19 protein-coding genes are annotated in these 19,711 nt (G+C 67.1%); 14 read left to right on the top strand and 5 right to left on the bottom strand.

Going from position 1 to position 19,711, the window contains the following annotated elements:
• Positions 1-56 precede the first annotated feature (56 nt).
• From ROP_RS13115 to ROP_RS13105, 3 genes are read left to right on the top strand one after another with little or no spacing between them, the layout of a single operon-like run.
• Complete coding sequence (locus tag ROP_RS13115) at positions 57-1,790, top strand: FAD-dependent oxidoreductase (protein ID WP_012689841.1); 1,734 nt, start codon at positions 57-59, stop codon at positions 1,788-1,790.
• A gap of 1 nt (position 1,791) precedes the next feature.
• On the top strand, positions 1,792-2,100 hold the full coding sequence (locus ROP_RS13110) for a YciI family protein (RefSeq protein ID WP_012689840.1): 309 nt from the start codon (positions 1,792-1,794) through the stop codon (positions 2,098-2,100).
• Entirely contained in the window at positions 2,097-2,849 is a 753-nt protein-coding gene (locus ROP_RS13105; RefSeq protein WP_012689839.1) for an SDR family NAD(P)-dependent oxidoreductase, read from the top strand. Before ROP_RS13110 ends, ROP_RS13105 begins: the two co-directional genes overlap by 4 nt.
• A 97-nt stretch (positions 2,850-2,946) precedes the next feature.
• Here ROP_RS13105 and ROP_RS13100 read toward each other — a convergent pair whose 3' ends face one another.
• Positions 2,947-3,984 carry an Lrp/AsnC family transcriptional regulator gene (locus ROP_RS13100; protein ID WP_012689838.1) on the bottom strand — a complete coding sequence of 346 codons (1,038 nt, stop codon included), beginning with the start codon at positions 3,982-3,984 and terminating at the stop codon, positions 2,947-2,949.
• A 191-nt stretch (positions 3,985-4,175) separates the two neighbouring features.
• Between ROP_RS13100 and ROP_RS13095 the strand changes: the two genes are divergently transcribed.
• Both ROP_RS13095 and ROP_RS13090 read left to right on the top strand, forming a co-directional pair.
• Positions 4,176-5,498: an MFS transporter gene (locus tag ROP_RS13095; protein ID WP_012689837.1), complete on the top strand. Its 1,323-nt coding sequence runs from the start codon at positions 4,176-4,178 to the stop codon at positions 5,496-5,498.
• 50 nt (positions 5,499-5,548) lie between these two features.
• The gene (locus ROP_RS13090; protein ID WP_012689836.1) at positions 5,549-6,850 is read left to right on the top strand and encodes an amidohydrolase; all 1,302 of its coding nucleotides are present in this window, start codon (positions 5,549-5,551) and stop codon (positions 6,848-6,850) included.
• Positions 6,851-6,924: 74 nt separating this feature from the next.
• On the opposite strand, the gene ROP_RS13085 is transcribed toward ROP_RS13090, so the two are convergent.
• The 4 genes from ROP_RS13085 to ROP_RS13070 all read right to left on the bottom strand — a co-directional run bounded on the left by ROP_RS13085 (position 6,925) and on the right by ROP_RS13070 (position 9,238).
• On the bottom strand, positions 6,925-7,383 hold the full coding sequence (locus tag ROP_RS13085; RefSeq protein WP_012689835.1) for a hypothetical protein: 459 nt from the start codon (positions 7,381-7,383) through the stop codon (positions 6,925-6,927).
• 57 nt (positions 7,384-7,440) lie between these two features.
• Positions 7,441-8,349, bottom strand: coding sequence for a DUF389 domain-containing protein (locus tag ROP_RS13080; protein ID WP_012689834.1), 909 nt, complete (start codon positions 8,347-8,349; stop codon positions 7,441-7,443).
• Between the two features lie 185 nt (positions 8,350-8,534).
• Entirely contained in the window at positions 8,535-8,846 is a 312-nt protein-coding gene (locus ROP_RS13075) for a DUF202 domain-containing protein (protein WP_012689833.1), read from the bottom strand.
• Positions 8,843-9,238, bottom strand: a complete 396-nt coding sequence (locus ROP_RS13070) for a YidH family protein (RefSeq protein WP_012689832.1) — start codon at positions 9,236-9,238, stop codon at positions 8,843-8,845. The genes ROP_RS13075 and ROP_RS13070 overlap by 4 nt, the downstream gene beginning before the upstream one ends.
• A 70-nt stretch (positions 9,239-9,308) precedes the next feature.
• Between ROP_RS13070 and ROP_RS13065 the strand changes: the two genes are divergently transcribed.
• The 9 genes from ROP_RS13065 (at position 9,309) to ROP_RS13025 (ending at position 19,653) form a co-directional block, all read left to right on the top strand.
• Positions 9,309-9,788, top strand: a complete 480-nt coding sequence (locus ROP_RS13065) for a MarR family winged helix-turn-helix transcriptional regulator (RefSeq protein WP_080512466.1) — start codon at positions 9,309-9,311, stop codon at positions 9,786-9,788.
• A 194-nt stretch (positions 9,789-9,982) separates the two neighbouring features.
• Positions 9,983-11,332: an MFS transporter gene (locus ROP_RS13060; protein WP_012689830.1), complete on the top strand. Its 1,350-nt coding sequence runs from the start codon at positions 9,983-9,985 to the stop codon at positions 11,330-11,332.
• Positions 11,329-12,555 carry a CaiB/BaiF CoA transferase family protein gene (locus tag ROP_RS13055; RefSeq protein ID WP_012689829.1) on the top strand — a complete coding sequence of 409 codons (1,227 nt, stop codon included), beginning with the start codon at positions 11,329-11,331 and terminating at the stop codon, positions 12,553-12,555. Before ROP_RS13060 ends, ROP_RS13055 begins: the two co-directional genes overlap by 4 nt.
• A complete protein-coding gene (locus ROP_RS13050; RefSeq protein ID WP_012689828.1) occupies positions 12,552-13,745 on the top strand; it encodes an acyl-CoA dehydrogenase family protein in 1,194 nt (397 codons plus the stop codon). Before ROP_RS13055 ends, ROP_RS13050 begins: the two co-directional genes overlap by 4 nt.
• A gap of 25 nt (positions 13,746-13,770) precedes the next feature.
• Positions 13,771-14,766, top strand: coding sequence for a LysR family transcriptional regulator (locus tag ROP_RS13045; RefSeq protein WP_012689827.1), 996 nt, complete (start codon positions 13,771-13,773; stop codon positions 14,764-14,766).
• A gap of 187 nt (positions 14,767-14,953) precedes the next feature.
• Positions 14,954-16,192, top strand: a complete 1,239-nt coding sequence (locus tag ROP_RS13040) for a CaiB/BaiF CoA transferase family protein (RefSeq protein ID WP_012689826.1) — start codon at positions 14,954-14,956, stop codon at positions 16,190-16,192.
• 144 nt (positions 16,193-16,336) lie between these two features.
• Complete coding sequence (locus tag ROP_RS13035; RefSeq protein WP_012689825.1) at positions 16,337-17,470, top strand: thiolase family protein; 1,134 nt, start codon at positions 16,337-16,339, stop codon at positions 17,468-17,470.
• Between the two features lie 30 nt (positions 17,471-17,500).
• A complete protein-coding gene (locus tag ROP_RS13030; protein ID WP_012689824.1) occupies positions 17,501-18,646 on the top strand; it encodes an acyl-CoA dehydrogenase family protein in 1,146 nt (381 codons plus the stop codon).
• Positions 18,647-18,651: 5 nt separating this feature from the next.
• Entirely contained in the window at positions 18,652-19,653 is a 1,002-nt protein-coding gene (locus ROP_RS13025) for an NAD(P)H-dependent flavin oxidoreductase (RefSeq protein WP_012689823.1), read from the top strand.
• The last annotated feature ends 58 nt before the right edge of the window (positions 19,654-19,711 follow it).

The raw sequence follows: 19,711 nt of genomic DNA, 5'->3' as shown, positions 1-19,711 counted from the left end.
CACCAGACCTTTCAAACGTTCCGATCGAGTGGCGACTCTCCAGGGAAGGTCCACGTATGAGCTCGAAAACTGTCAAATGCGACCTGTTGGTCATCGGTTCCGGGGCCGCCGGCATGGCTGCCGCGCTCAAGGCTGCGAGCGAGGGCCACAGTGTCGTCGTCGCCGAGAAGTCGCAGTGGCTCGGCGGCACCACCGCCATCTCGGGCGGCTGGGCGTGGGTGCCGGGTAACAAGCAGGGCGTCGCGCAGGGCGACACCCGTCAGGAGATCGAAACCTACATCCGGGCTCTCGCCAAGGATTGCTACAAGGCCGAGATGGTTGACACCTTCCTCGACGAGGTCCCCGAGGCGATCGACTGGCTCGAGCGTGACACCGACGTCGAATTCGTCTATCCGGAAATGGCTCCCGACTATCAGATGGACGCACCGGGCGCGAAGCCGTCGGGACGCGCGATCTCCGGCAAGGTCGTCGACGCGCGCACCTTGGGCGAGAATCGGCTCCGGTTGCGTCCCTACCTCGACACGTACACCGTTTTCGGGTACATGCCCGAGGTCGGACCCGACATCGCGCAGTTCCTGCACGCCAACCAGTCGTGGAAATCGCTTGCCTACGTGTCGAAGAAGCTCCTCAAGACGTGGGTCGAGACGGTGCTCTGCCGCCGCTCGTTCGACCGGACCAACGGCAATTCGCTCATGGTGCGGATGGTCTCGTCCGCCGCGAAGCTCGGCATCCGGATGTGGACCGGGACGCCCGTGACGAAGATCCTGCAGTCGGAGAATGGCGTCGTCACCGGCGCGGTACTCGGGGGCGTGCACGCGGGAACGGTGGAGGCGCGACTCGGTGTCGTCATCGCGGCCGGCGGCTACTCCTCGGATGCGGCCCTGCGCGCCGAGTACTGGGGTCATGATCCGCACGGCGACAACCACTTCACCCCGACCGTCGGGCACGACGGCGACAACGTGCGCCTGGCCGCACCGCTCGGCGGGCACGTCGACACCGACGTCCACGAACCGGCCGCCTGGGCGCCGGTCACGGTGTTCACCGGCCTGCGCGGACAGCAACGGATCTTCCCGCACCTGCGGGCGTTCGGGCTCCCGGGACTGATCGCCGTGAACCGCAAGGGTGAACGGTTCGCCAACGAGTCGAGTTCGTACCACGACTTCGGCATGGCGATGATCCAGGAGAACGCCGGTCAGGACGAGACGTTCGGCTACATCATCGCCGACTCGAAAGCCATGAACAAGTATGGAATCGGCTACGCGAAGCCGTGGCCCATCCCGCAGGGGTACTTCAAGAAGACCGGATTCCTCCACAAGGCCGGCACGGTCGAGGAACTCGCCCGCAAGATCGGGGTCGACGCCGCCGGGCTGAAGAAGACCCTGGCCGAGTTCAACGCGGGAGCCGCGAAGGGGGAGGACCCGAAGTTCAACCGCGGATCCAACTGGTTCCACCACTTCAAGGGCGACATGGAGCACCAGCCCAACCCGAACCTCGAGCCGCTCGACAAGGGACCGTACTACGCGGCGAAGATCGAGATGGGCGACCTCGGCGCCTATTCCGGCCTCGCCGTCGACCGGCACAGCCAGGTCCTCGACGACGACAACCAGCCGATCCCGGGACTCTTCGCGGCCGGTTCCGCGGCGGTCAGCATCTTCGGCGGCGGATACCCGGGCTACGGCGCCAACATCGGGCCCGCCCTCGTCTTCGGATACACCATCGGCCGGGACGCCGAGATCCTCGCGTCGCTGCGCAGCGAATCCGCCACACCGACGGTCCTGGAAGAGGTCTGACGTGCCGTTCTACCTCGTCCGCTACGCCTACACCGGCGACCCGGCCGGCCGGGACGCGCACCGACCCGAACACAAGACCTACCTGGCGGCGGCCGCGGATCGCGGACTGATCCTCGGGTCCGGACCGTTCGCGGCCGGAGAAGACCCCGGCGCGGCCATGATCTACGACGCCGCGGACCGGCAGGACGTCGTCGACGTCGTCGAGGGTGATCCGTTCCGAAAACACGGGTACGTCGCGTCGTACGACATCACCGAGTGGATTCCGATTGTCGGCCCGTGGGCCGTCGCAGCAGTGGGAGGTAAGTCATGACGGGTCGAGTGGCAGGGAAGGTCGCCGTCGTCACGGGGGCGAACGGCGACCTCGGCGGCGCGACCGCCCGGATGCTCGCGAGGGAGGGGGCGAAGGTCGCGGCGCTCGACCTGAAACTTCCGGATGCGCCGTGGGATTCGAAGGCGATCACGCCGCTCGCCGTCGACGTCACCGTCGAGGCGAGTGTCGCCGACGCCGTCGCAGCGATCGTCGAGACCCTCGGCGTCCCCGACGTTCTGGTCAACTGCGCGGGCATCATCGGCAGGCCCGCCCCGTCGCACGAGGCATCGGTTGCCGAGTTCGACCAGATCTTCGACGTCAACGTCAAGGGTGTGTGGCTGATGACGAAACACGTGGTGCCGCACATGATCGAGCGGAAGAAGGGCAGCATCGTGAACTTCTCGTCGATCCACGGGCTGACCGGAGGCTCCAACGTCCCGCTGTATCACGCGTCGAAAGGTGCTGTGCGACTGCTGAGCAAGTCGGACGCCGTCACATACGGGCCCGACGGAATTCGGGTCAACTCGATCCACCCCGGGTCGATGCGCACGGCGATGAGCCGGCGGTCGGCGGAGGGCAGCGCGCTCGGGCCGGAGGAGTACTACCGCCAACTCGTCTCGGGCAACCCGCTCCCGCGGCAGGGTGAACCCGACGAGATCGCGTACGGGGTGCTCTACCTCGCCTCGGATGAGTCCGGCTTCACCACCGGCACCGAACTCGTCGTCGACGGTGGTTACACGGCACACTGACGCTGTGCACGCTCGGTCGCTGCGCCCGATGTCACAGTGGTTCAGTCGAACTGCACCGGTGCGACATTGGGCGCGACAGCCAACCGAAGCGCCTCTCCTACATTTCCAGCGGAATGTGCTCGGTGGCGGTGCCGTCGGGATTGAGTAGCTGCCCCATGCGTTTGACGGTGCGCAGCGTCACGGTGCGTGCGGTGATGCTCACGCCCGGGATCCGCTCCCCGAAGTGGCCCTCGAGCCGGGCGATCTCCTCGGCCGAACGTGACCACACCGAAACCAGGAGGTTGCAGTTGCCGGTCACCGCGGCACACAAGCGCACGTCGGGGAGGGCGGAAAGCTCGCGGGCAGTCTCGTCGAGGCGGTCGGCCGGTACGTTCATCCGGTAGGTGGCGATCAGCCGCCAGCCCGCGAGCTGCTGGGCGAAGTCACAACGGAAGAGGATCTCGCCCTGGCGGATCATCCGCTGCACCCGGCGCCGCGCAGTCGGCTCGGCGATGCCGGTAACAGCGGCGAGTTCGGCGTAACTGCGGCGGCCGTCGCCACCCAGTGCCCGGAGCAGGACGCGGTCCGGACTCGCGGACGCATCCGCGTGCGTCCAGGCCGGCTGCGGGCCGAGCTGAGCGCGTTGGTCCCTGTCCAATGCGCGCACGCGCCAGCTGCTGCCCTCCCGGTACCCGCGCAGAGACACCCGGGTGTTCACCGACAGCAACCCGTCGTGAGCGCCGAGGTCGTGGCTCAGGAAGCGTGCGAGCTCAGCAGGTCCGCGCATCGCGACACTGAGGAACAGATCGAAGTCGCCCGCCACCTGCTCGAGACTGAAGACCCGCGGATCGGCGACGAGCCGGTCGATCAGCTGCTCGATCGTGCCCGGTGCGCAGCGAACTTCCACGTAGGCGACGCAGTGGTCGTCCGACGGCGTCGGGTACGCGGTGACCCAGGACAAGCCGTTTTCCGTCAGGCGCTGCCAGCGGCGTGCCGCGGTAGTCGCCCCGATGCCCAACGCCGTGCCGATCTGGGACCAGGCAGCCCGTGGACTGGTCTGCAGGGCGTCGATCAGGGCCAGATCCAGCTCGTCGAACGGTGGTCGCCCACCCGTCGTGGGTGCCTCGCGCTCGCCGCGGCTGTCGGTTTCTGTCATCTCTGACGAGGTGATGACGGAATCCTGCGTTTTCGATCTGTCGACCCTCATGGTTCCTAGTCTTCACCCAGTGCGGGCACCGTGTCGGAGGCGGTGTCCCAGCATTGCCGGAACTGGCACAGCGAAGCCTGTGTCGAGGCGTCGACTTCGGTGCGTCGGTGGCTCACCGACCCTGTCATCTGGGAGAAACCGTGAAACAACCACCAGACGTGCGCCGCGCCCCCGAGCGCGGCACCCCCGATCGGACCTCACTGGACCGCGCCGCGCGGATCACGGTGATTCTTCTGTTCGCCGCGTGGGTCGTCGACTACATCGACCGCCTCGCGATCAACCTCGCGCTGCCCTCGATCGGTGCGGAATTCGATCTCGGCCACACAGAGCAGGGCATGGTCATTTCCGCGTTCTTCCTCTCCTATGCACTGTGCCAGATCCCCGGCGGACTGCTCGCCGACCGATTCGGTTCCCGGCGGGTGGTCTGCTGGTCGCTGCTGATCTGGTCCCTGTTCACTGCCCTGACCGGGACTGCCTGGGCGTTCGTCGTGCTGTTGGCGATCCGGTTCGTGTTCGGAGTGGGGCAGGGAGTGTTTCCCGCGGCGGCAATGAAGGCGGTTGCCGAGCGCACGGTGCCGCACCAGCGAATGACCGCGACCGGCTGGGCGCAGAGTTCCAACGCCTTCGGCGCGGTGCTCGCCCCGCTCATCGCGGCGCCGATCATCGCCCTGTGGGGCTGGCGAATGTCGTTCTTCGCGGTGGCCGGACTCGGAGTTCTGGTGTGGGCCGCGATCCAATTGTGGCTGCCCGCGGCGTTGCCGCAATCGGCCGACACGTCACCCCGCCCGGATGGATCGGACGCACAGGGGGGATTACGCACCGTTCTCGCTTCGTGGGTCATGTGGCGGTTCACGCTGATGTTCTTCGGCTACGGCATCATCGTGTGGGGCCTGAATTCCTGGATCCCCTCCTATCTCCAGACCGTGCGTGGCATCTCGCTCACGGGTTCGGGGCTGCTGTCCGCGATCCCCGCCCTGGTCGGTGGCGGCGCGATCATCGCCGGAGGCAAGCTCATCGACCGTCTCGGCGGCCGGCATCGGTTGATCGTTTTCCCCGCGATGACGGTCTGCGCGGTGTGCATCCTCTTCCTGAACCGGGTGACGTCGCTGGCCGAGTTCGTCGCGCTCCTGTCGCTGGCCACCGCGTCCGCCACACTGTGCTACATGCCGATCTTCGCGATACCCCTGCGTACCCTGCCAGGAGCGCTGGTCGGGACCGGCTCGGGGATGATCAACCTCGGCGGTCAGGCGGCCGGGTTCATCACGCCGATGGTGATGGGCGCATTGGTCGATCGCTATTCCTACACCGCGGCGTTCGCCTTCCTCGTCGTCGGTGCGGTCGTCGCGGGAGCCTTCGCACTGGGAACTCCGCAGCGTTCCGGCACTTTCAGTGCAGCCCTCTCCCGCCGCGGGCCGCAGCGGCAGCCGGATCCGGCACCGACCGCGAGCACCGAGATCAGGTGACGTCCGTTCCGAGCGGACCCATCGAGCCACGACAACGTAAGGACACCATCGTGACCCAGTTTTCCCAGACCGTCGTTCTCCCTCCCGGTACGTCCGCCGAGATCGGACTGGCGACACTGCTGCCCGAACTCGCCGATCTCTACCGAGACCTGCACGCACACCCCGAATTGTCCATGCAGGAGGCCAGGACCGCGGACATCGTCGCGAGGGTGCTGCGCGCGCAGGGCTGGGAGGTCACCGAGGGTGTCGGCCGTACCGGTGTCGTCGGTGTGCTCGCCAACGGTGAAGGTCCCGTGGTGCTGCTGCGCGCCGACATGGACGGACTGCCGGTCCGCGAGGACACCGGCCTCGGTTACGCCTCGACCGACACCGGGATCGATCCCGACGGGGTCACCGTGCCGCTCATGCACGCATGCGGTCACGACGTGCACGTCACCTGCCTTCTCGGTGCCGCCGCGATCTACGCCGCCGACCGCTCCCTGTGGCGCGGCACTCTCGTGGTCGTCTTCCAGCCCGGCGAGGAGACCGCACAGGGCGCTCGGGCGATGATCGACGACGGCTTCGTCGAGCGCTTCCCCCGACCGGACGTGTGCCTGGGCCAGCACGTTGGACCGTTTCCGGCCGGTGTGATCGTCACCCGCCCTGGAACATTGATGGCTGCCGCGGACAGTTTCCGGATCAGGCTCTTCGGCCGCGGAGGGCACGGATCAGCACCGGAGCACACCGTCGATCCCATCGTCATGGGCTCCGCCGTGGTGGGACGGCTCCAGGCAGTCGTGTCCCGTGAGGTTGCTGCGGGTGATGCTGCGGTGGTCACCGTGGGTTCCTTCCACAGCGGCCACAAGGAAAACATCATTCCCGACGAAGCGGAACTGAAGGTCAACGTTCGCACCTTCGATCCGGATGTCCGTGACCGGGTGCTGCCCGCGATCCGCCGCGTCGTGAATGCCGAGGCAGCGGCTTCCGGGGCGCCGAAGGATCCGGAATTCAGCCCGCTCAACGACTTTCCGTTAACGGTCAACGACGCGGCTGCCACCGAACGGGTCGTCGCGGCACTGGCCGGCGCCTTCGGTTCGGACCGCGTGTTGCCGATGCCACGTCCACTGGCCGGTAGCGAGGACTTCGGTGTGTTCGGCACCGCCGCCGGATGTCCCTCCGTTTTCTGGCATTTCGGCGGTTCCGACCCCGAGGCGTTCGCTCACCTGGACCTCACCGCCTCGACGTCCCTGGCAGTGCCGGAAGGGGTGCCGACCAACCACTCGCCACAGTTCGCCCCGATCATCGATCCAACCCTGGAGACCGGCGTCCGGGCACTGCTCGCCGCGGCGGCAGACTGGAATGCGGCGAGTTGACGAGTACTTTCGCCGCGCCCGATGTCACACCGGTTCAGTCGAACTGCACCGGTGCGACATTGGGCGAGGGGCTGTCAGCCGAAGTGCCGTGCCAGGCGCCGGTGCCGGTGCCCGAAGAACGCGCCCAGGACGCGGGCGAGCACCGGTGTCAGTGGCACCAGTGGGAGCCTCGGCTCGAACGTGATCCGGTCGTGGACGCCGGTGCTGCCGTCGTCGAACGGCCTGAGCGTGCGTTCGTGCTCCCACCGGCGCATGCTGAGCATCGTCGATTTCTCGTGGAACCGCAGGCCCGGTTCGAGTTCGGCGATGGTCAGATCGTCGTAGTCGAACGGGACCAGCCCGAACAGTCGCAGCCACGCACGCCCGAGCGGTTCACCGACCGCGACCGAGTCGATCGTGACCGACGCCTGACCGCGCGGGATGCTCATCGTCATCCACGGCCGCATCTCGTCGTTGATCCCCTCCGGGTCGACGACCCTCGCCCACACCTGCCCGATCGGCGCGCCGACGACGGAACTGCGTTCGATGATCACCGCCCCATCATCGTCGCGTCACGTGACGGGGTGCAACGGGTTCGCCGCGGGATGCGACTATTCGGCGGAGATCCGCGAGCCCACGGTGTGGACGACCGTGAGGCGGGGGTGCCAGGGCACGATCGCGTCGACGGAATCCTCGAGCGTGCTGATCGGGGGCAGCTCGGCAGGTCCGAGGACGGCGACGGAGGCGGTATGGCCCTGCCAGGACACGTCGGTCACTTGCGCTCCGGGTACGTCCTCTAGCCAGTGCTGCGCCGCTGTCGCGATCTGCCCGGCCCATAGCGATGCCAGTGAGTTGACCACCATCGGGATGGCCACGGCCACCAGGGCTGCCGCGAGCACCGTGTACGCCCGGCCGCGGTTGCTGCCCGTCGTCGTCTCGGCCCCGGCCGCATATCCCGCGGCGACGAACACGACACTGGCGGTGATGATCATCGCCAGAACGTTCGACGCGAACAGCACCGCCGCGCCCGCCGCGAGGGCCGGTGCCCCGGAACCCAGGCAGACCCCGACCACCGCCAGCGGCGGGACCAGGGAAATCGCGATGGCAACGCCGGGCAATACGTCGCCGACGTCCCGGCGTGCCGCCGCAATGGCGCCGACCAGCCCCGTCGCGAGCGCGGCCGTCAGATCCATCAACGTCGGTGACGTCCGCCCGAGCACCTGCGAGTTGGTGAGCACGTCGGTGGGATTGGGCACGATCTGGACGACCACGGCCCCGAGGACGACGACGAGCACCGCGCCGAGCGTGACCATGAGGACACTTCTCCCGATCAGGGAGGCCCGCCCGGTCGTGATTCCCAGCCCGACACCGAGGATCGGCGTCGAGAGCGGCGCGACGATCATGGCACCGATGACCGTCGCGGTGGAGTCCGCGACGACGCCGGACACCGCGATGAGCGCCGACAGGGTCAACATCACCCAGAACGCCGACCGTTTGGCTTCGCGATCACCGGTGAACATGTTGAAACGGTCATCGAGCTCAGCCGATGTTCGACGTTGCGTTTCCGGAATCAACATCTCGGATCCACTCCTGTCGGTAGCCGCCCTGCATGCCGGCTATTTCCGATCCTGGCGGTCACCGACCGCCCGTGGCCTCACCCGACGCGGATGAAGTGGTCGCGGCGCGGCCGTGATCCTCACCGTGGCTACGAGTGCAGCATCCCGGCGACGGAGACCCCGGCCCCCAGAACGGCGGTGAATCCCACGACCGACGCGGTGCGCAGCAGCGTGGGCCAGGTGTCGTTGCTCGCGCTCTCCCGCGCGGCGCCCTTCGGGAAATGGCGGATGCCGAGGTAGCCGACGATCGCACTGTCGATCAGGGCGACGAGCGTGAGGAGCGGTGCCCCGAGCCGGTACGCGGAAAATCCGATCGCCGCGGACGCCACCAGTACCGACAGGCCCGTGCGTTGCCACGCCAAGGCAGTGCGCTGCGGTTGGAGTCCCGGGTCGTGCGTCATCGCGAGTTGAGGGCGGCGACGACCGCGAACGCGGCCAAACCCGTCGACAGCAGGATCAGTCCCCCCGCCAGCCAGGCAAGGGGGACCGGCGCGGGGAGAGGCTTCTGGAGTCGCAGCGCGCGCTCGTTGCGCCGCCACGACCACAGCGCGACCCCGGCCAGAATGCCGCCGGTGCAGCACGCGATGATCGCGACCAGGTGGACCACCAGGTCGGCGTCGGTCACCGAGGCCAGGCTGGTCAGGGTGACGCCGCCGGCGACCAGCGCCAAGGCCGTCCGCACCCATGCGAGCGCGGTGCGTTCGTTGGCCAGCGAGAAGCGGACATCCGGTTCCTCGCCCACGGCGTAGACGGCGACCGGTCGCCGCCGGGGAAGGTCTACGTCACTGTTCATGAGGGTTCCCTGTGTCGATGAGATAATGATTCTGACACCTGATAGTTCTGATACAGAAGTAGGTTAGCGGATGGACGACAGTCGAGAAATTCCTCGCTCCACCGGAGCGGCAGGGAGCGGGGAGGGATGGGCTCTGACCGCTGTCATCACCCGGCTGCGGCGGGCGTTGCGGTCGAGTGTCCGAGAGGAGTTCGCCTGGGAGTCGTTGCCGATGGCTCAGGTCGAGTTCCTTCAGCGACTCTCCGGCGAGTCCGGCCTGCGGATCGTCGAATTGGCACGCAAGCATCGCATGGCCACCAACACGGTCAGCACTCTGGTGCAGCAGATGGTCGAGACCGGTCTGGTTGTGCGCGTACCCGATCCGAGTGACCGCCGGGCGGTGCGAGTGGAACTGACCGACGCCGGTCGCGAACGCCTGGATGCGTGGATGCGAGCGAACGAGCGGCGCATCTCCGCTGCGTTCGAGCGCCTCGATGTGGAGCACCGCACGGCGATCGGCGCCGCCCTTCCGGCTCTGGCGGCGCTGGCCGAACTTCTCGACAGCGAGTGAACCTCCGTCGCCGACGAAATGCCACCGGCAGGCTCGCGAGCGTGACCTGCGGATATAGGCAGATCCGTACGGTCCGACCGCGTTCTGCCGGTTGATCGGCACCGGGTGGGCCGATCTGATGGAGGCATGCACCTGTGGTTCCAATCACTACTGGTGGTGCCCCTCAATCAGCCGAGACATTCCCGGAGGTCGTCATGGTGACTACGCAGTCCCGCGAACACGAGCTCGGGCGACGCCCCAGGGGCGCTGTCGATCGGCGCTCCTGGGGCATCGTCCTGTTCCTGTTCCTCTTCTTCACCCTGAATTTCGCCGACAAGGCGGCAGTGGGCTTGGCCAGCAAACCGATTCGTGAGAGTCTCGGCATTTCGGCCGGCCAGTACGGGCTTCTCAGCAGTGCCTTCTTCTGGCTCTTCGCCATCGGTGCGGTCACGCTGTCGGCGGTCCTGCGGAAGATCTCGTATACCTGGGGCGCTGCCCTGTTGATGGTGACGTGGGTCGCGAGCATGGCGCCGCTGACGATTCCGACCTCGTTCGGAGTGCTCGTCGCATGCCGAATTACGTTGGGGTTCTTCGAAGGACCGGCTCATGCGCTTTGTCAGTCGATCGTCGCCGAGCGCTTCGCACCGGACAAGCGGGCGATCGCCGGAGCCGTCGTCAACGCCGGTTCCTCGGTCGGCCCACTGATCGCCGCGCCTACCCTGACGTGGGTGATCCTGACGTGGTCGTGGCACGCCGCCTTCGTCGTTCTCGTCGTGACCGGTGTGGCGTGGGTGATCGGTTGGCTCTGGTATGCGGACCGGTTGCCGTTCCGCAGGCCCGAGCCGGGCGTCGGCGACGACGCGCAGGCCGCTGCCGACCCCAACGGTGACATCGTGGTGCCCTTCCACCGTCTGCTGATGCTGCGAAGCTTCTGGGGTCTGGTGTTGCTGTCGTTTGCCGGGTACCTGATCTCCTCGCTCAAGGTCTCCTGGCTGCCCGCGTACATGAACGAGGGGCTCGGATACTCCGCGAGCACGGTGGGAACGCTCGTGACGATTCCGTACGTCGCCGCCGTCGTCGTCCTGCTGAGCGCGGGCATGCTGTCGGGCCGGATGCTGCGCGCGGGCCGCTCGTCGCGGGTGGCCCGGGGCTACCTCACGGGCGCGCTTCTCCTGTGCGGCGGCCTGTCGATGATCATCTTCAGCCAACTCGATCCCGGGCCGCTGCAGCTGGTGTTCGTGATCAGCGCGTTCGCGGTCAACAGCGTGGCCTTCTCCGTTGCCTTCGCCGGTGCGTCGGACTTTCTCCCCGCACATCAGCGGGTGGCATTCTTCGGTTGCATCATCGCTGCATACAGCGTCGCGGGCATCGTCGCACCCTATGCGCTCGGGCTCATCGTCGAACGTGCGGCGACAGCCGCGGCGGGGTATTCGACCGGCTTCATGTTCGTCGGCGCCGTGGTGGGTGTCCTCGGCATCGTCGGTGGCGTGATGCTCAACCCGGAGAGGGCCCGATCCCAACTGGTGAACCTGACGGCCGAGTATGCACGCAGGGAAGGGCGGTGAGTGCGATGGGTGGACCGCTCTCGGGCATTCGGGTCCTCGACTTCGGCCAGTACATCGCCGGTCCCAGCGCCGCGCAGACCCTCGCGGATCTCGGTGCGGACGTGATCAAGGTCGAAAGCCTCGGCGGCGATCAGGCCCGCGGTATCGGAACATTCGGCGAGGCGATGGTGCGGGCCTACAACCGGGACAAGCGCAGCATCGGGCTCGATCTCGCGCGGCCCGAGGGGAAAGCGATTCTGGATCGGATGCTGGCGAAGACCGACGTGCTGGTGCAGAACTTCCGCACCGGTTCCGCCGACCGACTCGGACTCGGCCCCGACGAACTGCGGAGCCGGTATCCGCGCCTGATCTACGCCAACGTGACCGGATTCGGATCCCGCGGGCCGTCCCGGCACCGCCCGGGACTCGACATTGCCGCGCAAGCGGAGTTCGGCTTGATGCACGTGACAGGCGAGATCGACGGCGAGCCACAGCGTCTCGGGTTGCCGGCCGCGGACGTCACCGCAGCCAATGCACTCGCGGCCGGGATTCTCGCGGCGCTCTACGAGCGGAAGTCGACCGGCCGGGGCGCGCACGTGGAGACCTCACTGATGGAGGCCGTGCTGTCGATGCAGGCCGCTACCTGGGGCGAGTACACCCTCACCGGTCGCGCACCCCGGCGCAAGGGCAACGGCCAGGCGCACGCCGCCCCTGCGGCGGATGTCATCCGGGTGACCGACGGAATGATCGTGCTCTCCGCCTACACGGCCGAAAAATGGTCCGCACTCTGCCATCTCGTGAACAGACCTGACCTGATCGACGACCCACGGTTCGTCGACAATCCCGCGCGGGTGGCGCACCGGGCCGAGATGCTGGTCGCTCTCGCCGAGGCGCTGGGAAGCCTGACCCGACACGAGGCCGTCGGCCTGTTGCAGTCCGCGCACATCGTGTGCGGCGCGATCCGTTCCTTCGACGAGATTGCCGAGGACGAGGACGTCCGGGCCTCCGAGATCCTCGTCGACGTAACCGGTCCCGACGGCGGCTCGTACACCAGCCCCGGCCTGGCGTTCAGCCTCGACGGCCGCCGCCGTACCGCCTCCACCTCCGCGCCCGAGGCCGGGCAGGACACCGTCTCGGTGCTGCGCGACCTCGACTTCACGGACGGCGAGATCGCCGCACTGGTCGACAGCCGCGTCGTCGCCGCACGCCACACGACACTCACCCTGGAAGGGGCTTCCTCATGATCGACCCGGACATCTTCGACTACGACTTCCCGACCTACCTGAAGACGATTGCCGAGTTCACCACGAACGAACTCGTCCCGACGGAGATCGAGATGGTCGAGGCCGGTGAGGTCCCCACTCGCCTCGTCGAACGCATGGCGGCGCTCGGACTCTTCGGCATCTCGATCCCGCGCGCCTACGGGGGCCTGGAGTGGACGATGGAGCAGCAGGTGCAGCTCACGTTCGAGTTCACGCGCGCATCCTGCGTCTACCGGTCGCGCTTTTCGACGGTGATCGGCCTGTGCTCGCAGGCGATCCTGGACCACGGCACCGAGGAGCAGCGCCGGCGGATGCTGCCGGCCATGGCGGCGGGCGAACTGGTCACCGCGTTCGCGCTCACCGAGGAACACGCCGGATCGGACGCCGCCCATCTGAGGACCACGGCCGAGCGACGCGGTGACGTCTTCGTGCTGAACGGGAGCAAGCGGTACATCACGAATGCGGCCTGGGCAGACGCGTTCCTCGTCTTCGCTCGCACCGACGCGTCGGACCCGGGCGCGGGTGGGGTCTCGGCGCTCATCGTGGACGCGGCGTCGCCCGGTGTGCGTACGGTCTTGCCTACGATCATGAACGGGCACGCGGAGGCACCGGTCGGAGAAATCTACTTCGACGACGTGGAGGTGCCCGCGGAAAATCTGCTCGGCGGCGTCGAGGGCCAGGGCCTGACGATGGCGCTGCGCGGCATCAACCATGCGCGCCTGCACGTCGCCGCGACCTGCGTCGGGCAGGCGACCCGGATGCTCGAAGAGACGACTGCACACGTCAACGGCCGCAAGCAGTTCGGTGCCCCGCTGGCCGAACTCGGCGCGGTGCAGGCGACGCTCGGTGAAAGCTTCGCGGAACTCGAGGCTGGGCGCGCCCTCGCCATCGACAGCGCCCGGTCCTTCGACGGCGGCGAGATCCCCCGGCACCGCATCGCCGCGGCCAAGCTGTACAACTCCGAGATGGCGAGCCGGGTAGCCGACCGCTGTGTCCAACTGCTCGGCGGCGAGGGCATCGTCGGCCCGCACCCGGTTCCCCGGATGTGGCGTGACGTGCGAGCCCTGCGCATCTACGAGGGATCGTCGCCCGTGCACCAGCGAAACCTCGCAAAGGCGATGATCCGGCAGGTCAGCGAAACGGGCACGCTTCCCAACTCGTATCGAGTCTGACTTCCCGGCGGGGAATGATGGGACCATGGACATCCGCCAACTCGAATACTTTCTCGCCGTCGTCGAGCATGGCGGAGTGAACCGTGCGGCCAGTCATCTCCACGTGGCGCAGGCATCGCTGTCGCAAGGCATCCGTCAGCTCGAACGGGAACTGAAGTTGACCCTGTTCCACCGGACGGGCCGCAACCTGGTCCTCAATCCGGCCGGGCAACTGCTGCTCGAGCCTGCCCGCAAGGTCCTCGACGACCTTCTGGCGGCGCAAGACATCATGCGCGGCGCCCGCGAGCTCCAGGTCGGGTCGATCACCATCGGAACGATGCCCGAGATGTCCAGCGAGGCCGTGGCCGCGTGGAGCGGATCGTTCACCCGTCTTCATCCCGACATCCGCATCGATTTGTCGGAGTACGCGAGTACCGCGGATTTGTGCGACGAGGTGCTCGCCGGTCAGTGCGAACTGGGATTCACGACCTTCCCGGTGCCGACCGACAATCTCGAGACGGTCCAACTCGGTGTCCAGCGACTGCTGCTGGTGCGGCCGCCGGGAACGGGTTCGGGCAACGCGACGGCACCGTTCGACCTGGCGCGTCTCGAGCAGGTCCCGCTGGTGACGAGCAGTTCGGCGCTGCGGGAGAACGACATCGTCGCAACCGCACTGCGCCGCGAATCCGTGGTTCCCCGGATCAGCGCCCGGGTACCGAACCGGCACGCGCAGATGACGCTGGTCCTCAACGGTGCGGCCAGCGCGTTCCTCCCGTTGCGGATGGCCACGGCCGCACACCGCCTGGGCGCCCACGTCTCGGAAACCAGGCCGGCGATACGTACTCCGTTCGGCATCGTGCACCGTCCCGGTGCCCTGAACCCGGCCGCGAAGAGCTTCGTCATACAAAGTCACGCAGACCTGGCTCGGTGGAACCGGCTGATCGCCGAGCATCGGCAAGCCGGCGCCCCGCTCCTCGAGGCAGCACTGCTCGCCGACGACGAAATCCACGCGCGCTGGGTGAGAGCCGATTCGACCGATTGATCCCCGGTGCGGCGACAACCATCATGGACCTGTCGTCGCCCCGCGGTCACAGAGTGGCCAACGGATCGGCCGAACCTATTGCTGCCATCGCAAATGGAACCTTCCACGGTGAGCATCCACCCAGGACGATCAGGAGGAGCGGATTCCACCCGGGACCGCGGCAGTCCGTAGTGAGGAGACACGCAGCATGGAGATCCGCCCGACGCGGCACGCGACCCAGGGAGGGCACCCCCTCGAGGGCATCAAGGTGATCGACTTCGGTCAGTACATCGCCGCACCGGCTGCGACAGCCGTGCTCGCCGAACTGGGTGCCGAGGTCGTCAAAGTCGAACCGCTGCACGGCGACCAAGCCCGCCGGATCGGGGCGTTCGGTGATGCGATGATCCGCGCGTACAACCGAGGCAAGAGGTCCCTCGCCATCGACCTGCGCGACGAACGCGGGCGGAAACTTGCGCTGCAGTTGGTGGCAGATGCCGACGTGGTGGTCCAGAACATGCGACCGGGTGCGATGGAGCGGCTGGGTCTCGGGCCGGAGGCGGTGCGCGAAGTGAACCCGCGGGCGATCTATGCGTCGGTCACCGGGTTCGGCATGCATGGCCCGTCCCGCAATCGGGCGGGACTGGACATCGCGGCTCAGGCGGAAAGCGGGATAATGTCGGTGACCGGCGAAGCGGACGGCGATCCCCTTCGGGTGGGGCTGCCCGTCGTGGATGCCTCGACGGCAAGTTCGCTGGCCCAGGCCATTCTGGCCGCGTTGTTCCGTCGCGAACGCACCGGGGAAGGCGCCGAGATCGACATCTCGCTGCTGGAGGTGGCGATTCACCTTCAGGCAGCCAACTGGGAAGAATACTTCGGCACCGGTCGCGAACCGAGGCGGAGGGGCAACGGCCAGCCGACGGTCGCACCGGCGGCCGACGTGATCCGAACGGTCGACGGGCACATCGTGCTGTCCGCGTACACGGATGAGCACTGGGGCATCCTCTGTCGCCTCATCGACCGCACCGATCTGCTCACCGATCCACGCTTCGACACGAATCCGTCCCGGGTCCGGAACCGTTCGGCGCTGCTGCAGATTCTCTCCGGCGCACTGTCCGCGATGAGCACCGAGAACTGCGTGAACTGGCTGTCGGACAACGGCATCGTCGTGGGTGCAGTCCGCGGGTACGAGCAGGTTCTCGAATCCGGCGACGTTCACGCGAGTGGCATCTTCCGCACGGATGTCCGCGCCGACGGCGGCGGGAAATACGTTGGCCTGCCGTATCGCATCGAAGGGCTGCCGCCCTCGGTGCCGGATCCCGCGCCGGAACTGGGCGAGCATTCCGGTTCCGTGCTGAGGGACGCCGGCGTGGACAGTGCCGAGATCGACGCGCTGATCGAGGCCGGGATCGTCGCGCAACCGGATGCCGTCCGGGCAGCCACAGTCTGACGTGTCCGTCCGCGGCCCTGTGACAGGCCGTGGGAGTACCCATAGCCCCATCCAATCGCACCGTTCGCATTCGCGTCTTTGTGCGCGATGCCGCGCGCTGATTGATTTGAGTGTGAAGTGAACCGAGGCGCGAAGGAGCCACAAATGCGGGATGCAGTCATCGTCGATGCGGTACGAACTCCGGTCGGCAGACGCAACGGATCCTTGGCGGAGATTCACCCGGCGGACCTGTCGGCGCATGTGCTGAAGGCGCTGGCCGAACGGACCGGTATCGATCCGGCCGTGGTCGACGACGTCGTCTGGGGTTGTGTGGGCCAGGTCGGGGATCAGGCGAACAACATCGGCCGCAGCGGCGTGCTCGCCGCGGGCTGGCCGACGTCGGTGCCGGCGACGACCGTGGATAGGCAGTGCGGGTCGAGCCAGCAGGCACTGCACTTCGCGGCCGCCGGGGTCATTGCCGGCCAGTACGACGTGGCGGTGGCAGGCGGCGTCGAGTCGATGTCGCGTGTGCCGATGGGCTCGAGTCGGCAATCCGGGCAACCGTTCGGACGCACCGTGCTGGACCGCTTCGGTGTCGAGACGTTCAATCAGGGCGTCGGAGCGGAGATGATCGCCGAGAAGTGGGCCTTCTCCCGCCGCCAACTCGACGAATTTGCCGTCCGCTCCCACGAGAAGGCAGCTTCCGCCGTCGATTCGGGTGCGTTGACCGCCCAGATCGCGTCGCTGCCCGGCGTGCTGGACACGGACGAGGGCATTCGGCGCGGGACCAGCGTCGACACGCTCGCCGGGCTGAAGACGTCCTTCCGGGAAGACGGTGTCATTCACGCCGGTAACGCCTCACAGATCTCCGACGGTGCGGGCGCGCTGCTGGTGACCACTAGTGAGAAGGCCCGCCACCTCGGTCTGACACCGATCGCCAGGATCCACACCGCCGTGACGGCCGGCGACGATCCGGTGATCATGCTGACCGGGCCCATCCCGGCGACCGCGAAGGCGCTCGAGCGTTCCGGTCTCTCGATCTCCGACATCGGCGCGTTCGAGGTCAACGAGGCGTTCGCCTCGGTCCCACTGGCCTGGCTCGCCGAGACCGGAGCCGATCCGGCACTGGTGAATCCCCTGGGCGGCGCGATCGCGGTCGGTCATCCGCTCGGCGGTTCCGGTGCAGTGCTCATGACGCGGCTCGTGCACCACATGCGGGACAACGGGATTCGATATGGGTTGCAGACGATGTGTGAGGGCGGCGGGATGGCCAACGCCACGATCCTCGAACTGCTCTGAACGATTTACCGAACAGAAGGATATTTCGATATGAAGCGAACAGTGTTCAACGAGGACCACGAGACCTTCCGCAAGGTCGTCCGTGAGTTCCTGGCCCGGGACGTCGAACCCCACTACGAGGCGTGGGCCGAGGCCGGTGTCGTGGACAAGACGGTGTTCCACCGGGCCGGCGAGATCGGCATCACCGGCCTGCAGATACCCGAAGAGTACGGTGGCGGAGGCATCGAGAGTTTCAAGTTCAACGCGGTTGTCACGGAGGAACTCGTTCGCTCCGGCGCGAGCCTCGGTGGACTGATGCTGCACACGAACGTTCTGCTCCCGTACTTCCTGGAGTATGCGACCGAGGAACAGCGTCAGCGGTGGTTCCCGGGAATAGTATCCGGTCACATCGTCGGGTCCATTGCGATGACCGAGCCCGGTACCGGTTCGGACCTGGCGGGTATGGCGACCACTGCGGTGCGTGACGGCGACGTCTATGTTCTCAACGGCGCCAAGACATTCATCACCGGTGGTATCAACTGCGATCTCGTCGTGGTGGTCGCACGCACCAGCAAGGGCGAGGACCGTCGGGAGGGGCTGTCCCTGTTGGTCGTCGAGGACGGAATGCCGGGCTTCGAGCGCGGCCGCAATCTGAAGAAGCTCGGTCTGAAAGCGCAGGACACGGCAGAATTGTCGTTCACCGACGTTCGGGTTCCGGTGACGAACCTGCTCGGTGTAGAGGGCGCGGCGTTCGGCTACCTGGGGTTCAACCTCCCGCAGGAACGGTTGGCCACCGCGATCAACGCGCAGGCCAGCGCCGAGGCGGCGCTGGCGATGACCGTCGAATACGTCAAGGAACGAAAGGCCTTCGGTACGACGATCAGCAGCTTCCAGAACACCAAGTTCGAATTGGCCTCGTGCGCAATCGAGATCGAGGCCGGGCGCACGATGGTGGACCGCGCGCTCGAGGAGCTCGACGAGGGTACGCTCACCGCCGCGGACGCGGCGAAGGTCAAGGTGTACACCACCGAATTGCAGGCCCGAGTGATCGACCGCTGCCTGCAGTTGCACGGCGGCTACGGCTTCATGATGGAGTATCCGATCGCGAGAATGTACGCAGATGCCCGTGTCACCCGGATCTTCGCGGGTACCACCGAGGTGTGCAAGTCGATTGTCAGCAAGTCCCTGGGCCTGTAGGAGAAATGATGCTGAAGACACGTTTCACCGAACTGTTCGGGATCACGCACCCCGTCGTGCAGGGCGGAATGCAGTGGGTCGGACGGGCCGAGCTCGTTGCTGCGGTTGCGAATTCGGGTGCTCTCGGGTTCATCACCGCGTTGACGCAGCCGAGCCCCGACGCGCTGGCGGTGGAGATCGCGCGCTGCCGTGAGATGACGGACAAGCCGTTCGGCGTCAACCTCACCACCCTGCCGTCGATCAATCCGCCGCCCTACGCCGAATATCGCGATGCGATCATCGAGTCGGGTGTGAAGATCGTCGAGACGGCAGGGAACAACCCGGAGCCGCACATGCCGGCCTTCCGTGCCGCGGGCGTGAAGGTATTGCACAAGTGCACCAGCGTCCGGCACGCGGTGAAAGCGGAGGCGCTGGGCGTCGACGCGCTGAGCATCGACGGCTTCGAATGCGCTGGACATCCCGGTGAGGACGACGTTCCGGGTCTCATCCTGATCCCCGCGGCGGCACGGGTACTGAAGACTCCGTTCATCGCCTCCGGCGGATTCGCGGACGGACGCGGGCTGGCCGCAGCGTTGGCACTGGGCGCCGAGGGCGTCAACATGGGCACGCGATTCATGTGCACGGCCGAGTCGCCGATCCACCAGACGGTCAAACAGCAGATCGTCGACGGGTCCGAACTCGACACCGAGTTGATCTTCCGGCAGCTGCGCAACACGTCGCGCGTCGCCAGCAATTCCGTCAGTCGGGAGGTGGTCAGCGTGCTTGCCGAGGGTGGGGTGTTCGACGATGTCCGCGATCTGGTTGCCGGTGCGCGTGGCAGGAAGGTGTACGAACTCGGCGACCCTGAGGCCGGTATCTGGTCGGCGGGCATGTCGCAGGGCCTGATTCACGACATCCCCACGGTGACCGAGCTGGTCGAGCGGATCGTCGCGGAGGCCGCAGATCTGATCCAGGGCCGCCTTGCCGGTCTGTGTGTGGAGAGGGAGGCCGTCCTCGCCGGGCCGTGATCGAGGGCCACTTCGCACGACGCTGCCGGGAGGAGCCATGCTGCTCCCGGCAGCGTCA

Source organism: Rhodococcus opacus B4 (assembly GCF_000010805.1).
GTDB lineage: Bacteria > Actinomycetota > Actinomycetes > Mycobacteriales > Mycobacteriaceae > Rhodococcus_F > Rhodococcus_F opacus_C.
Note: the sequence above shows the minus strand (reverse complement) of the source record. Positions and strands in the feature narration are given on the sequence as shown.